The organism is Parundibacterium terreum (genome assembly GCF_014636315.1).
Taxonomy (GTDB): domain Bacteria; phylum Pseudomonadota; class Gammaproteobacteria; order Burkholderiales; family Burkholderiaceae_D; genus Undibacterium; species Undibacterium terreum.
In genome coordinates this window covers 329,171-343,686 of sequence record NZ_BMED01000004.1, presented here as the reverse complement: position 1 = coordinate 343,686, position 14,516 = coordinate 329,171, and the positions used below count along the sequence as shown (strand labels likewise).

At 56.2% G+C, this 14,516-nt stretch carries 14 protein-coding genes; 6 read left to right on the top strand and 8 right to left on the bottom strand.

The window, feature by feature from the left end; translation table 11 throughout:
- Window positions 1–4 precede the first annotated feature (4 nt).
- The 5 genes from nirB (at window position 5) to IEW12_RS20000 (ending at window position 8,239) form a co-directional block, all read left to right on the top strand.
- Window positions 5–2,554 carry a nitrite reductase large subunit NirB gene (gene nirB, locus IEW12_RS20020; RefSeq protein ID WP_188567870.1) on the top strand — a complete coding sequence of 850 codons (2,550 nt, stop codon included), beginning with the start codon at window positions 5–7 and terminating at the stop codon, window positions 2,552–2,554.
- 48 nt (window positions 2,555–2,602) lie between these two features.
- Complete coding sequence (nirD, locus tag IEW12_RS20015) at window positions 2,603–2,950, top strand: nitrite reductase small subunit NirD (RefSeq protein ID WP_188567869.1); 348 nt, start codon at window positions 2,603–2,605, stop codon at window positions 2,948–2,950.
- Between the two features lie 56 nt (window positions 2,951–3,006).
- A complete protein-coding gene (locus IEW12_RS20010; RefSeq protein ID WP_188568040.1) occupies window positions 3,007–4,245 on the top strand; it encodes an NAD(P)/FAD-dependent oxidoreductase in 1,239 nt (412 codons plus the stop codon).
- A gap of 139 nt (window positions 4,246–4,384) precedes the next feature.
- Window positions 4,385–7,132 (top strand): nitrate reductase, encoded by a 2,748-nt coding sequence (locus IEW12_RS20005; RefSeq protein ID WP_188567868.1) that lies wholly within the window; start codon window positions 4,385–4,387, stop codon window positions 7,130–7,132.
- 414 nt (window positions 7,133–7,546) lie between these two features.
- Window positions 7,547–8,239, top strand: a complete 693-nt coding sequence (locus IEW12_RS20000; protein ID WP_188567867.1) for a PEP-CTERM sorting domain-containing protein — start codon at window positions 7,547–7,549, stop codon at window positions 8,237–8,239.
- Between the two features lie 170 nt (window positions 8,240–8,409).
- Here the strand turns inward: IEW12_RS20000 and IEW12_RS19995 are convergent, their stop codons facing one another.
- From IEW12_RS19995 to IEW12_RS19975, 5 genes are read right to left on the bottom strand one after another with little or no spacing between them, the layout of a single operon-like run.
- The gene (locus IEW12_RS19995; protein ID WP_188567866.1) at window positions 8,410–8,994 is read right to left on the bottom strand and encodes an SCO family protein; all 585 of its coding nucleotides are present in this window, start codon (window positions 8,992–8,994) and stop codon (window positions 8,410–8,412) included.
- Between the two features lie 8 nt (window positions 8,995–9,002).
- Window positions 9,003–9,887, bottom strand: coding sequence for a heme o synthase (cyoE, locus tag IEW12_RS19990; RefSeq protein WP_188567865.1), 885 nt, complete (start codon window positions 9,885–9,887; stop codon window positions 9,003–9,005).
- Window positions 9,888–9,915: 28 nt separating this feature from the next.
- On the bottom strand, window positions 9,916–10,983 hold the full coding sequence (locus tag IEW12_RS19985; protein ID WP_188567864.1) for a COX15/CtaA family protein: 1,068 nt from the start codon (window positions 10,981–10,983) through the stop codon (window positions 9,916–9,918).
- Between the two features lie 2 nt (window positions 10,984–10,985).
- Window positions 10,986–11,576, bottom strand: coding sequence for an SCO family protein (locus IEW12_RS19980; protein ID WP_503826895.1), 591 nt, complete (start codon window positions 11,574–11,576; stop codon window positions 10,986–10,988).
- On the bottom strand, window positions 11,557–12,285 hold the full coding sequence (locus IEW12_RS19975; RefSeq protein WP_188567863.1) for an SURF1 family protein: 729 nt from the start codon (window positions 12,283–12,285) through the stop codon (window positions 11,557–11,559). Before IEW12_RS19975 ends, IEW12_RS19980 begins: the two co-directional genes overlap by 20 nt.
- A gap of 78 nt (window positions 12,286–12,363) precedes the next feature.
- On the opposite strand from IEW12_RS19975, the gene IEW12_RS19970 reads away from it, so the two are divergent.
- Window positions 12,364–12,564 (top strand): twin transmembrane helix small protein, encoded by a 201-nt coding sequence (locus tag IEW12_RS19970; protein ID WP_188567862.1) that lies wholly within the window; start codon window positions 12,364–12,366, stop codon window positions 12,562–12,564.
- Between the two features lie 175 nt (window positions 12,565–12,739).
- Here the strand turns inward: IEW12_RS19970 and IEW12_RS19965 are convergent, their stop codons facing one another.
- From IEW12_RS19965 to IEW12_RS19955, 3 genes are all read right to left on the bottom strand, one after another.
- A complete protein-coding gene (locus tag IEW12_RS19965) occupies window positions 12,740–13,600 on the bottom strand; it encodes a cytochrome c oxidase subunit 3 (RefSeq protein ID WP_188567861.1) in 861 nt (286 codons plus the stop codon).
- Window positions 13,601–13,674: 74 nt separating this feature from the next.
- Window positions 13,675–13,902: a DUF2970 domain-containing protein gene (locus IEW12_RS19960; RefSeq protein ID WP_188567860.1), complete on the bottom strand. Its 228-nt coding sequence runs from the start codon at window positions 13,900–13,902 to the stop codon at window positions 13,675–13,677.
- Complete coding sequence (locus IEW12_RS19955) at window positions 13,902–14,504, bottom strand: cytochrome c oxidase assembly protein (RefSeq protein ID WP_188567859.1); 603 nt, start codon at window positions 14,502–14,504, stop codon at window positions 13,902–13,904. Before IEW12_RS19955 ends, IEW12_RS19960 begins: the two co-directional genes overlap by 1 nt.
- Between the last annotated feature and the right edge of the window lie 12 nt (window positions 14,505–14,516).

Genomic DNA, 14,516 nt, shown 5'->3' with positions numbered 1-14,516 from the left:
CACCATGAAAATCATCGTCATCGGCCACGGCATGGTTGGCCACAAATTCCTGGAAAGCCTGGTCGCCGGCAACGCGGCGGATATCGGCAATCTGGAAGTCACCATTTTGTGCGAAGAACCCCGCCCCGCTTACGACAGGGTGCATCTGTCCGAATTTTTCGCCGGCAAATCTGCCGACGACCTGTCACTGGTCGCCCCGGGATTTTTCGACCGCGACAACCTGCTGCTGAAATTGAATGCGCGGGCGGTATCGATAAACCGCGATGCCAAAACTGTCACCGTCAGCAGCGGCGAACAACTGACCTATGACAAACTAGTGATCGCCACCGGCTCCTACCCTTTCATGCCGCCGGTACCGGGCAAGGACAGGAAGGATTGCTTTGTCTACCGCACCATAGAAGACCTGGAAGCCATGCAGGAATGCGGCGCGCGCTCTAAAACCGGCGTCGTCATCGGCGGCGGCCTGCTGGGCCTGGAATGTGCCAAAGCCTTGCGCGACATGAATCTGCAAACCCATGTGGTTGAATTTTCTCCGCGCCTGATGGCCGTGCAGGTTGATGAAAGCGGCGGCCGCGTGCTGCGCAAGAAAATCGAGGACCTGGGCGTGACTGCGCACACGCAAAAAAACACAGTAGAGATCATCGATGGCGTGGATGGCACACACAGGATGGTGTTTGCCGACGGCAGCCATCTGGATACCGACATGATCGTGTTCTCGGCAGGCATACGTCCGCGTGATGAACTGGCGCGCAACAATGGCCTGAAAGTGGGCGAGCGCGGCGGCATCGTTATCGACAATAGCTGCCTGACTTCCGATCCAGACATCTATGCGATAGGCGAATGCGCGTTGTGGAATGGCAAAATATTTGGCCTGGTGGCACCCGGCTATGACATGGCCCGCATCGCGGCCAAACATATACTGGGAAGCGGAGAAAAGGTGGAATTTACCGGCGCCGACATGAGCACCAAGCTGAAGCTGATGGGCGTGGATGTCGCCAGCATAGGTGATCCGCATGCGACAGAGGTAGGTAGCCGTTCATATCAATTCACCGATGAGCGCAAGCAGGTATACAAAAAAATCGTAGTCTCCGAATGCGGCAAATACCTGCTGGGTGGCGTAATGATAGGCGACGCCAGCGAATACGGCACGCTGCTGCAGATGATGTTGAACCGGATAGAATTGCCGGAATCGCCTGAATTCCTGATCCTGCCGCAGGCCGATGGAAAATCCAAGCCCGGCCTGGGTGTGGATGCGCTGCCGGATGCAGCGCAGATCTGCTCCTGCAATGATGTCAGCAAGGGTGATATCTGTGCCGCGGTATGCGACGGCGCCACCAGTATAGGCGCGCTGAAGACCTGCACCAAGGCCGGTACCACCTGCGGCGGCTGCGTGGCGCTGGTGACGCAGATCATGAAGTCGGAAATGAAAAAGCAGGGCATGGCGGTCAACAATCATATCTGCGAACACTTTCCCTACTCCCGCCAGGAAATTTTCCACCTGGTGAAGGTAGGCCAGATCAAGAGTTTTGATGCCTTGCTTGCGCAGCACGGCAAGGGCCTGGGCTGCGATATCTGCAAGCCGGTGGCAGCCAGCGTACTGGCCTCATGCTGGAACGACTTCGTACTGAAGAAAGAACATGCAGGCTTGCAGGATTCCAACGATTACTTCCTCGGCAATATCCAGAAAGACGGTACCTATTCCGTTGTGCCGCGCATGGCCGGCGGCGAGGTAACGCCTGACGGTCTGATCGCAGTGGGCCAGGTTGCCAAGAAATACGGCCTGTACACCAAGATCACCGGTGGCCAGCGTGTCGACCTGTTCGGCGCACGTGTGGAGCAATTGCCGCTGATCTGGGAAGAGCTGATTGATGCCGGTTTTGAATCCGGCCATGCCTACGGAAAATCCCTGCGCACCGTGAAATCCTGCGTGGGATCTACCTGGTGTCGTTACGGCGTCGCCGACAGCGTAGGCCTGGCGATAGAACTGGAAAACCGCTACAAGGGCTTGCGGGCGCCGCACAAGATCAAATTCGGCGTATCCGGCTGCACCCGCGAATGCGCAGAAGCGCAGGGCAAGGACGTGGGCATCATCGCCACCGACAAGGGCTGGAATTTGTACGTATGCGGCAATGGCGGCATGAAGCCGCGCCATGCCGAACTGCTGGCTGCCGATCTGGACAAGGAAACCCTGGTGCGCTACATCGACCGCTTCCTGATGTTCTACGTCCGCACCGCAGACCGGCTGCAACGTACCAGCGTCTGGCGCGATAACCTGGAGGGTGGACTGGAATACCTGGCCAGTGTGGTGGTTCAAGACAAGCTGGGTATTGCTGCCGAACTGGAAACCGATATGCAGCATGTCGTCGATACCTATGAATGCGAATGGAAGAAAGCCGTGACCGATGTGGAAACCCGCAAGCGCTTCCGCCACTTCGTCAACAGCGACCAGGCCGACCAGAACGTCGTCTTCATGGAAGAGCGAGGCCAGATCAGGCCGGCAACGCCTGAAGAGCGCCAGTATGCGGTGATACCCATCGTTAGCAAGGCCGCTTGATAAAACCAAGAAGTTGACGTTCAACAAATTCCTACGCAGGAGAACAGAATGAAAAACGAAATTCAACAAGATGCCTGGACCCAGGTTTGCGCGCTGAACGACATCGTTCCGAATACCGGCGTGTGTGCTCTGGTGAATGAGCAGCAGATAGCGATTTTCCATGTGAACGACGGAGAAACCAGGCTGTTTGCAGTAGACAACTATGATCCTAGTGCGCAGGCCTCGGTGTTGTCGCGCGGCCTGATCGGCAATCTGGGCGAACGCATTGTAGTGGCCTCCCCTATCTACAAGAACCATTTCGACCTGATGACCGGCGAATGCCTGGAGATGCCTGAGCACTCCATCAACGCCTATCCGGTGCGCGTTACCGACGGCAAGGTCTGGCTGGGCGCATGATGAGCGCCCCGGCCCCGAGCCCTCCTCTGTCCGCGCCCATGCCTACACCGGCAGACATGCCAGCTACGCCACCAGCAGCGGCAAAGCCAAGGCTGGTCGTGATAGGCAACGGCATGGCGGGCATGCGCACGGTGGAGGAATTGCTTAAGCTGGCACCCGACCTGTATGACATCACGGTATTCGGCGCCGAGCCGCACGGCAATTACAATCGTATCCTGCTGTCGCCAGTACTGGCGGGCGACAAGGGCATTGCCGACATCATGCTGCATACGCACGAATGGTATGCGCAGAACGGCATACGCCTGCATGCGGGCGATCCGGTAGTGAAGATAGACCGGCGTCGGCGCATCGTGTATTCCGCCTCCGGCAAGGAGGTCTGTTATGACCGCCTGTTGCTGGCAACCGGGTCCAAGCCTTTCATCATTCCAGTTCCCGGGCACACGCTGGACGGCGTGATCGCCTTCCGCGATATCCAGGATGTGGAAACCATGCTGGAAGCCGCGCGCAATCACAGGCATGCAGTCATCATAGGCGGCGGTCTTCTGGGCCTGGAAGCAGCCAATGGCTTGCTGCGGCAAGGCATGACAGTCACCGTCGTGCATGTGGCAGACAGCCTGATGGAAAGGCAACTGGACAAACCAGCAGCGGCTTTGCTGAAGAAAGCACTTGAAGAAAAAGGCCTGCAATTTTTGCTGAGTGCCGATACCGCCGAAATTATCGGTCCGGATCGCGTTACGGCTGTGCGCTTCAAGGACGGCACAGAAATACCTGCAGACCTGGTGGTGATGACAGTAGGCGTACGCCCGAATATAGAGCTGGCCAAGGAAGCAGGTTTGCATTGCGAACGCGCAATCGTCGTCGACGACACGCTGCAAACTTATGACCCGCGCATCTATGCAGTCGGCGAGTGCGTGCAGCACCGCAAGGCCACCTTCGGCCTGGTAGCGCCCATCTGGGACCAGGCCAAGGTATGCGGCGCGCATCTGGCGGGAGCCGGTCACAGGCGTTATGTGCAGCAGGCGACTGCGACCAAATTGAAAGTGACCGGCGTTGACCTGTATTCCGCCGGCGACTTTATCGGCGGCGAAAGCAGCGAAGACCTGGTGCTGCGTGACCCGAGGCGAGGCATCTATAAGCGCCTGATCCTGAAAGACCGCCTGCTGGTCGGTGCAGTGCTATACGGTGACGTAAAAGACGGCCCCTGGTATTTCGACCTGATCCAGAGCAAGACTGATATTGCCGCGATGCGCAAGCACTTGCTGTTTGGGCAGGCGCTGTGCATGCAGGCTGCGTGAAAAGAATTTTGCAAAGTATCAAGAGGCTGTTGCGAAGTTAGCCTGGCTAGGCGTCGCCGCCGAAGACAGTGCTATGGCACGGCTAGGCGGCGCAACAACGCCAGGGTAATTTCGCAATAGCCTCTAAGAAAGTTGAATCGTGAACCAATCCCTGAATCCGCTGATCACCACCGTCACCAAGACCACCTGTCCGTATTGCGGCGTAGGCTGTGGCGTGCGGGCCAGCATGCAGGCCGATGGGCAATTGGCAATCAGCGGTGATGAGCAGCACCAGGCGAATGCAGGCCGCCTATGCGTGAAGGGATCGGCACTGGCGGAGACCGTCAGCCTTGACGGCCGCCTGCTGCATCCAAAGATACGCAGCAACAAGAGCGGCGCAGACTCTCAAGCGCAACGGGTTTCCTGGGACCAGGCGCTGGATAAAGTTGCCCAGGGCTTTGGCAAGATCATTGCAGAGCACGGACCGGATGCAGTGGCCTTCTATGTGTCCGGCCAGTTGCTGACCGAAGACTACTACATCGCCAACAAGCTGATGAAAGGCTACATAGGCAGCGCGAACATCGATACCAACTCGCGGCTGTGCATGTCGTCTGCGGTGGCGGGCCACAAGCGCGCCTTTGGCGCCGACCTGGTGCCGGTATGCTACGAGGACCTGGAACTGGCCGATCTGGTGGTGCTGGTGGGCTCCAATACCGCGTGGTGCCACCCTATCCTGTTCCAGCGCATTGCACGCGCCAAGGAAGCGCGGCCAGAAATGAAGCTGGTCGTCATCGATCCGCGCCGCACCGCGACGTGCGAACTGGCCGACCTGCATCTGCCGCTGAAGGGCGGCACCGACGTCTGGCTGTTCAACGGCTTGCTCAGCTACCTGTCGCGGCAGGGCGCAACAGACCATGGCTTCGTCGCAGCCCATACCAACGGACAAGAGGCTGCACTGCAAGCGGCGCAAGGCTGTGGAGACCCTGAGCAGGTCGCAAAGATATGCAAGCTGGATGTGCAGGATCTGCTCAGCTTTTACAGTATGTTTGCTACCACGGAAAAAACCGTCACCGGTTTTTCACAAGGGGTGAACCAGTCTTCCTCCGGCACCGACAAGGTCAACAGCATCATCAACTGCCATCTGCTGACAGGCCGCATAGGCAAGCCAGGCATGGGACCATTCTCGATTACCGGGCAGCCGAATGCCATGGGCGGCCGTGAAGTGGGCGGTTTGGCCAACACGCTGGCAGCACATATGGAACTGGACCAGCCCGTGCATCGCGAACTGGTTCAGAACTTCTGGAATTCACCAGCGATAGCGAGCAAACCCGGACTGAAGGCGGTGGACCTGTTCCATGCAGTGGAACGCGGCGACGTCAAGGCGGTGTGGATCATTGCCACCAATCCGATAGTCAGCCTGCCGGATGCTGACCAGGTAAAGCGGGCGCTGAGCAAGTGCGAGCTGGTCGTCATCTCGGACATCATGGAGAAGACCGATACCAATGCATTTGCAGATGTGCTGCTGCCGGCCATGGGATGGGGCGAGAAAGACGGCAGCGTAACGAATTCCGAGCGCCGCATTTCGCGCCAGCGTGCCTTCCTGTCCGCACCGGGCGAGGCCCGCGCAGACTGGCACATCATGTGTGATCTTGCGCGGCGCATGGGATACAGCGGCTTCGACTTTTCTGCGGTACATGAAGTGTTTGACGAACATGCACGCCTGAGCGCCTACCGCAATGACGCGTCAGGGGTGAAGCGCTTCTTCAACCTGGCGGCACTAACCGGGATGGACAAGCAGGCATTTGACGCACTGCAGCCAGTGCAATGGCCCTTGTCCGCAAGCGCCGATGGCGCCGAAAAAACGGGTGTAGCACGCCTGTTCACCGACCATATCTACGCCCATGCAGACGGCAAGGCACGCTTCATCGCCACCATGCCCAAGGCACCGGCAAACGCGACCAGCGAAGAATACCCGCTGGTGCTGAATACCGGACGCGTGCGCGACCAATGGCATACGATGACGCGCACAGGAAAATCCGCCAGGCTGGCAGACCATGTGCCGGAATCCTTCATCGATATGCATCCGCAAGACGCGCTGCTATTCGGCGTACGCGAAGGGGCGCTTGCCAGGGTAGCCTCGCACTGGGGCTCGCTGGTGGCACGTGTGCAGCATAACGGCGGCATTGCACGTGGCAGCATCTTCGTCCCCATACACTGGAATGGACAATCGGCTTCAGACGCACGTGTGGGTGCGCTGGTCAACCCCGTCGTGGATGCGGTTTCAGGCGAACCTGAGTTCAAGCACACGCCGGTACGGGTGGAGGAGTTTCCCGTCTCTTGGCACGGCTTTGTCTTCCATCGCGGCGAGCTGGCATTGGATGACATCGCTGAAATCAGTCACTGGACCCGGATACAGGGGCAACAATTCACCCGCTACGAACTGGCAGGCCGGTTGCAGATCAATGCGCCCGGCCAGTGGGCCAGGACCCTGTCCGGCGTCACCGATGAAGATGCCGACTGGCTGGAATACCTGGATGCCAGTGCAGGCGTATACCGGGCGGTGCATCTGGTGGACGACAGGATACAAACTTGCGTATTCCTGTCGCCGCGGCCGGATTTGCCGGCACGTACCTGGCTGGCCGGTCTCTTCCCCAAAGACCGCCTGGAGGACGCAGACCGCATAGGCTTGCTGATAGGCCAGCCTATAGAAAGAGGCGCGGATACCGGTGCCACCATCTGTTCCTGCTTCGGCGTAGGCCGCAATACGATATGTGCCGCGATACGTGAAAAAAATCTCCGATCCGTACCGCAAATCACGTCTTGCCTGAAGGCTGGCGGCAATTGCGGCTCCTGCGTACCGGAATTGAAAAAACTGCTTACAGAGATGCAGGTACAAATAGCGGCTTAGCTTATCGCGTCTTCACCGCTTGCTCATCAATCGAAGCGGTCCACTGGCCACGGCCCTCTGGACTGCTCCCCCTCTCGCCCCCTTCAATGACAACTCTCTATGCAAGCTTGCAGGGGAGTTCAATCTATTGCGCTCCCCAATAGCTGCTAACAGCCTTTAACAGCAAGCAATGGCAGCCAATAGCAATATGAATAGATACAAATGCAAAATTTTCTTGTCGAAATATTTTACAGTTCATACATGTAAATCGCCTTCGCGCGCTTTAAGTTATTGATTTAAATAAATATTTTTTTCTGGCATTGTTATTGCTATATAGAAACAAGTAGCAGGAAAGCCAGGTGCAATAGTGGCGAATTCCTCTTCCACCATTAATTCAAAAAATCCGGGCCCAGAAGCCCGTACCGAGGGAAATGCATGAAAATCTCAAAGAAAATCTCCTTAGCTGCAATCGTATTGGGCGCTGCCCTGTCTACATCCGCTCAAGCTACGATACTCACCTTTACTAATCTGGCAGCCTTCCAGGCGGCAGCAGGTCAAACAACGCTGGAAACATTCAGCGGTGCGACAGTTGGTGTGTCAAACAATAACTACTCCGGCAGCTTTAACGGTTTCTCTCTGTCCAGCGTCTCCAACGGTGATCGCAGCGGTATCGCAACAGGTACGATTGCGACAGGTGCTTCCGACAATACCTCTATCCCAGGCGTGTTTGCAGGTCAAAATTTTTATGGCTGGGGCGATGGCAGTGGTGCTAACGGTGGCGTAGGTCCAACTTCGACATTCAAATTTGCAGCTGGCACGACAGCCTTTGGCTTTGACTGGTTTAATACAGATGTAACCGACGCCTATTCACTGACCATCAACGGCCACACAACAACTGTATTCAACTTCACTTCCAGCGGCTTCTTCGGTGTTGTTGCGACAGCCGGTGAAACATTCTCCCTGGCGACTATCCAGACACAAACCTACGGTGGTTTTATCTCCACCGAAGGCCTGGACAACGTACGCGTATCCGCAGTTCCAGAACCAGCATCGCTGGCATTGCTGGGCCTGGGCGTATTCGGCATGGGCGTAGCACGTCGTAAGGCAGCAAAAAGCAAACAAGCCTAAGCATTTAATGCCAGCTTGATCAAAGCCCGCCGTGCGCGGGCTTTTTTATTGCCCGGCGGGTCACCTCAAAATGAGATTGTGGCCATCATGGTGCCTGTCCATACTAAGCGCACAAATGAAAAGCCCGGCGACATCACCGGGCTTTTTCGTGAAAACGAGATCTTTTCAGCTTACTGCAACAGCAGCTTCAAATCATGCACGACAGGTTCTGCACCCTGACCGTGGCGCAGGAACAGGCGTATGCGTCCCTGAGGATCAAACACATAGGAGCCGGCGGTATGGTCCATCGTGTACGAGTCTGGCGTCTTGCCGGGTACCTTCTGGTAAAACACCTTGAATTCCTTGGCCACTTTGTCGGTCGCTGCCTTGTCGCCATACAAGCCGAGGAAGCGCGGATCAAAGGCCGGTACATAGCTGGCCAGCAGCGCCTGCGTATCGCGCTCGGGATCGATGGTCACAAACAATACCTGTACCCGGTCTGCATCCGGCCCCAGTTGCTTCATCACCGTCGCCATTTCGGCCATCGTGGTCGGGCATACATCGGGGCATTGGGTATAGCCGAAGAACATCACGACCGCCTTACCCTTGAAGTCTGCCAGCGTGCGCGGCTTGCCATTGTGGTCGGTCAATGCGAAATCCTTCGCATAGTCGAGGCCGGTCAGGTCGGTATTCTTGAATTGCGGTTTGTTGTCCTGGCCGCAAGCGGCCAGCGACAATACCAGCAGCAGGCAGGCAAGGCGGAACAGGGTTTTCATGCAGGCTTTCACAGCTTGATGTAATGGTCTACCAGCAATGCAACGAACAGCAGCGACAGGTAGACGATGGAATAGGCAAAGGTCTTGCGCGCCAGGATGTCATCGTAATGCTTGTAGATGCGCCATGAATACCACAGGAAGATGCCGCCCAGGATCACTGCACTGACGAGGTAGATCAGGCCGCTCATGTGCACCGCATACGGCATCATCGTCGTAGCAAACAGCGCTATCGTATACAGCCAGATATGGAAGCGGGTGAACTCCAGGCCATGCGTAATAGGCAGCATGGGCAGGCCGGATTTTGCGTAGTCGTCACGGCGGTACATGGCCAACGCCCAGAAGTGCGGCGGCGTCCAGATGAAAATGATCAGCACCAGCAGCCAGGCCTGCATAGGCACGTCGTTGGCGATCGCTGCCCAGCCCAGCGCAGGCGGCATCGCGCCGGACAGGCCGCCGATGACAATATTCTGCGGTGTCGAAGGCTTCAGGATGATGGTGTAGATCACTGCATAGCCGACAAAGGTGGCGAAGGTCAGCCACATGGTAAGAGGATTGACAAAGTTATACAGCACCCACATGCCTGCGCCGCCGATAACGCCGGAAAACACCAGGGTTTGCGGTACCGTGATCTCGCCTTGCGCCATGGGGCGGCGCGCAGTACGCGCCATGCGGGAATCGATCTCGCGCTCAACCAGGCAGTTGACGGCAAATGCAGCGCCGGCCAGCAGCCAGATACCTATGGTCGCAGCGACAACCACGCGCCAGTCCGGCAGGTCGGGCGTTGCCAGGAACATGCCGATCACGGCGCAAAACACGGCCAGCTGCGTGACACGCGGCTTGGTCAGGGCCATATATTGGGCAAAGCGGTTGGCGGGTAGGCTCAGAGTGCTCATAAGGATATGGTAAAAACGGCAAGGAGGCTCAATGTTTAGAGGCGAGCCTAGCCCTATAGTTTAACATGCACAGCAATAGCAAGAGTAAAGCCGCCCCGCCATTGTGAATTACCGCGATCAGCAAAGGCCAAGAAAAGAAGATGGTCGAGACACCGGACAGAAATTGCACGGCGATCACCGCCAGCAGCCCCTTGCCCAGATTTTCCAGCCCTGCGGTCTTTGTGGCCTTGAACGCGGCCCAGGCGACTACGGTGATCACCAGCAGCGCGAAATTTCTGTGCACCCAGTGTATCGCCACCAGCGCCTGAAACGGCAGGAACTCGCCATTGGCTTTCTGCCCCAGTTGCCGCCACAGCGTAAAACCATGCTCGAAATCCATCTGCGGAATCACCGCACCGCTGCAAAGTGGGTAATCATGGCAAGCTAAAGCGGCATAGTTAGTACTAACCCACCCACCCAGCGCAATTTGTATCACCAGCAGCAGCAGCGCCAGCGTAGCAGGCATGACCAGGCTACGGTTAGCCACATATTGATGCACCGATTGCTGCGCCGACAACCAGGCCAGCAGACCGAGCAGGCCCATGCCCAGCAAAAGATGAGTGGTCACGATGACCGGCTGCAGCTTCAGCGTAACGGTCCAGGCGCCGAAGGCTCCCTGCAAGCAGACAAAGAAAAACAGGCCGGTCGGCAGCCAGGGGGAGCTAAGCACTTTCCTACCCTTGATGCGGTCACGCCAGGCAATGATCATTTGCGCAACGATCAGCACGCCGACCGCCATCGCCAGGTAGCGATGTATCATTTCTATCCAGGCCTTTTGCACGCTGACCGGGCCGGTCGGCATGATGGCCTCAGCCGCCTTGATCGATGCGTGCGCGAGGAAGGGGTTCGCCTCGCCATAGCAACCTGGCCAATCCGGGCAACCCAGTCCCGAGTCCGTCAGACGCGTAAATGCGCCGAACATGATCAGGTCAAAGGTCAGGAATAATGTGACCGCAATCAGCTTGCGATACTTGTTCTGGTCGGCAGATACCCACACCACGGTCAATGGCAGCAGCGCGACCAGCAAGGCGGTAATGGCGAGTTGCAGGATATGCATGATCAGCCTATCGCCGAAGCCTTCAGCAGCTTGATGATGTCTTTCTTGACCTTGTTGGGGTCGGCATCCTTGGGAAAGCGCATCATTAGGTTACCCAGCGGGTCTATCATATAGATATGGTCGTTGATGCTGGTGCCGGATTCAGTCGGCAGCCAGGCTTTCAGCAGTTCCGGCTTGACCTGCAGCATGCGGGTGCCGTCATATTCGCGTATCAGCACGGTATCGATGGGCTTGTCATCGGTGATCAGCCAGACGCGCTCTATCCTGTCCATCTCCTTGCCCTGTATCAAACGCAACTGGCGCATGTCATACAGTTTTTTCTTGCAGGCTTCGGCGCAATCGCCGCTGTCTGCCTGCAACATGATCCACTTGCCTTTATACGCATCAAGTTCCTTGCTTTCGCCGCCGAGCAGCGTGGAACCCAGCTTGGGCATAGGGTATTGGCGCGGATCCAGGATGGCGCCGTAGTTGGTGCGCCCTTCCGGCTTGATCACATAATAGGCCAGATAGGAAAACACCATCGGCGCCGCGCAGACGGCAACGATCAAAAACAGCTTCCAGCGACCAGAACTTTTATTGACTGACTTTTCCACGACGATATCCTGTAAATCCTGTTACTACGAAAAAAATGATTGCCATCAAGGACAGCGCATACCATTGAAACGCATAGGCCCGGTGCTTGTCGGCGCCTGCGGACGGCAGGGGCCAGTCGCGCTGCAGGCCATCCTGCACTTCGGAAGTCTGTTCCACAATGATGTCCTGCATGTTCAGATGAGCCTGCCGCGCAAGGTCGGCAGCGCTGATATTTTGCAGGATGGCACCCGGAGCAATAGCGCTTGCCTGCCCCAGTTGCATCACCCTGTCTATATTTTCGCGTGCGATGCCTTCTATCTGCACCATGCCTTCGGGCGTCGCCAGCGCCGGCATTTTACTGCGGTCTTGCGCATTACGCGGCTGCCAGCCGCGCGCTACCAGCACATGCATGTCGCTACCCTGGATTTTAAACGGCATCATCACGTAAAACCCTGCCGCACCGTGCAGCGCGCGATTGTCCAGATACAGCGGCAAGCTGGAAACGAACTGACCGTTCAGCCGGACATGCCTGAAGGCGACATCTTTGGCAATCACGGCTTGCGACCCGAGAACCAGAGGCGGCAACAGCGCCCGCTGGTGCATCTGCTCGTCTATCTGTTCTTTCTCATGCGCGCGCCGGGTTTGCCATTGTGCAAGAGATACGCCCAGTATCACCAGCGCTATCGTCACCAGCAACGGAATAAGGCGGATGCGAAATTTAAGGGGCATCGCGGAATCGCATTACAATATGACTTTACTCAGTCCTGATACGCGGAAAACGTGCCGCGGTTTCACTTAAAGCTCATCATGAAAATTATTGTTGCCATTGCCTTCATCCTCATCATTTTCAGCATGGGATCTGCCCTCGTTTACCTGATGAAGGACAAAGGCAAAAGCAATCGCACAGTCAAGGCCCTGGCATTCCGCGTGGGCTTTTCGATCAGCCTGTTCATTTTCATCCTGATCGCCAACCGCCTGGGCTGGATACAGCCTACCGGCATCCATTAAACCCTGCCAAGGCTGGAGCATGAGTCTACACTAAAGCTTGAGACCCTGAATAAAGCATCTGGTTCAGCCCGTCACGGCTAAAATTCTCGAACCTAAGAAAAAGCCGCACTGAGTGCGGCTTTTTAATTACTTGCTACTTACTTGCAAATTGCTTGTGCTGTAGTCTGCGCTGCGATTACAGCCAGTACACAACAACATACAGACCCAGCCATACCACGTCAACAAAGTGCCAATACCAGGCGGCGCCTTCGAACGCGAAGTGATGCTCAGGTGTGAAGTGGCCTTTCAGTACGCGGCGCAGTACGACTGCCAGCATGATCGCACCCATAGTCACGTGGAAACCGTGGAAGCCGGTCAGCAGGAAGAAAGTGGAACCGTAGATGCCGGAAGTCAGTTTCAGGTTCAGCTCGTGGTAAGCATGATAGTACTCAAACATCTGGAAGCCCATGAACACGGCGCCCAGTACTATCGTCGCAAACAACCAGAATGCAGTCTTGGCGCGATGGCCTTCACGCAGCGCGTGATGGGAGATAGTCAAGGTCACGCCGGAAGTCAGCAGCAGTGCGGTATTGATCGTTGGGATAGGGAAAGGACCCATCGCCTTGAATGCTTCTATCGTGCCTGCAGGACCGGTATTACCCCAGTGAGCGGCAAAGTCAGGCCACAGTACTTTGTGATCCAGATCGGCCAGCCAAGGCATGGAAATCGAACGTGCATAGAACAAGGCGCCGAAGAATGCACCGAAGAACATCACTTCAGAGAAGATGAACCAGCTCATGCTCCAGCGGTAGGAGACGTCGATACGCGGGCTGTACAGGCCGCCTTCGGATTCCTTGATGGCATCGCCAAACCAGAAATACAGGACCACCAATGTCAACACAATACCGACGATATTGATGATGTTGGCTCCTGGCACGCTGTTGACCCAGCCTGCGGCACCCAGCATCGTTACCAGCAAAGACGCACCAGCCAATACCGGCCATTTGGAAGGACCAGGCACGAAGTAATAAGGTGCTTTAGCGTGTTGAGAACTCATTTCCATCTCCCGATACAAATTTAAACTTTTAATCTACGTTGATCCCGGCGCAAGGCCTGTAGATCCCGTATTCCTTATTTTGCAACGACACTCTTTACGATGAGTATCAGTATCGTAATAAACAGTATTGCCCCGATGATGCCGGCGATGATTACATGGATGGGATTGAGCTGCTCCACATCTTTTTCGTAATCCTTGCCTTTCCTGATTCCCAGAAAGGACCACAGTACTGCCCTCACCGTCGCCCCGAAGGACATCTTTCGCTTGCTGGCCGGCCTTGCATCTTCCGGTATATCTTCCATCAACCCGCCTTGCCTGGTGCTTTATCTTCCTGCTGGCCCGCTGTCTTAGGCTGGCCACCCACTTCAAAGAAAGTATAGGACAAGGTAATTGTCTTTACATCCTTGGGCAGGGCCGGATCAACAAAGAACACGACCGGCATCTGCTTCGCTTCATTTGGTCCCAAAGTCTGCTGCTTGAAGCAGAAGCACTCCACTTTCTTGAAGTACGCCGTAGCCTGCTGCGGTGCGTAGCTGGGGATCGCTTGCGCATCCATCTTGTACGACTGCTTGTTGACTACTTCATACACGATTGTCGACATTTCGCCGGGATGCACTTTCATGCTGCTGACCGTAGGACGGAATCTCCATGGCCCCTGCGTGTTGGCATCAAACTCTATCGTTATTTCACGCGTCTTGTCGATTTGCGAATTGCTGACAGGCTGTACCGTATCATCCTTGGTAGTCAGGATATTGACCCCGGTCAATTCGCAAATCTGCTTATAGACCGGCACCAGACCGTAACCAAAACCGAACATCAGCACGGCAACCACCAGCAACTTCTTCAGTACGACCAGATTCAGCTTTTTGGCGCCTGATGCTGTTTCGTTTGATTCATCACTCATGGCAATCCCTTA

Excerpts from the sequence above, each read along its gene's own strand:
- nirB (WP_188567870.1), top strand. The coding sequence starts at position 5 with ATGAAAATCATCGTCATCGGCCACGGCATGGTTGGCCACAAATTCCTG.
- nirD (WP_188567869.1), top strand. The coding sequence starts at position 2,603 with ATGAAAAACGAAATTCAACAAGATGCCTGGACCCAGGTTTGCGCGCTG.
- IEW12_RS20010 (WP_188568040.1), top strand. The coding sequence starts at position 3,007 with ATGCCAGCTACGCCACCAGCAGCGGCAAAGCCAAGGCTGGTCGTGATA.
- IEW12_RS20000 (WP_188567867.1), top strand. The coding sequence starts at position 7,547 with ATGAAAATCTCAAAGAAAATCTCCTTAGCTGCAATCGTATTGGGCGCT.
- IEW12_RS19995 (WP_188567866.1), bottom strand. The coding sequence starts at position 8,994 with ATGAAAACCCTGTTCCGCCTTGCCTGCCTGCTGCTGGTATTGTCGCTG.
- cyoE (WP_188567865.1), bottom strand. The coding sequence starts at position 9,887 with ATGAGCACTCTGAGCCTACCCGCCAACCGCTTTGCCCAATATATGGCC.
- IEW12_RS19985 (WP_188567864.1), bottom strand. The coding sequence starts at position 10,983 with ATGCATATCCTGCAACTCGCCATTACCGCCTTGCTGGTCGCGCTGCTG.
- IEW12_RS19975 (WP_188567863.1), bottom strand. The coding sequence starts at position 12,285 with ATGCCCCTTAAATTTCGCATCCGCCTTATTCCGTTGCTGGTGACGATA.
- IEW12_RS19970 (WP_188567862.1), top strand. The coding sequence starts at position 12,364 with ATGAAAATTATTGTTGCCATTGCCTTCATCCTCATCATTTTCAGCATG.
- IEW12_RS19965 (WP_188567861.1), bottom strand. The coding sequence starts at position 13,600 with ATGAGTTCTCAACACGCTAAAGCACCTTATTACTTCGTGCCTGGTCCT.
- IEW12_RS19960 (WP_188567860.1), bottom strand. The coding sequence starts at position 13,902 with ATGGAAGATATACCGGAAGATGCAAGGCCGGCCAGCAAGCGAAAGATG.
- IEW12_RS19955 (WP_188567859.1), bottom strand. The coding sequence starts at position 14,504 with ATGAGTGATGAATCAAACGAAACAGCATCAGGCGCCAAAAAGCTGAAT.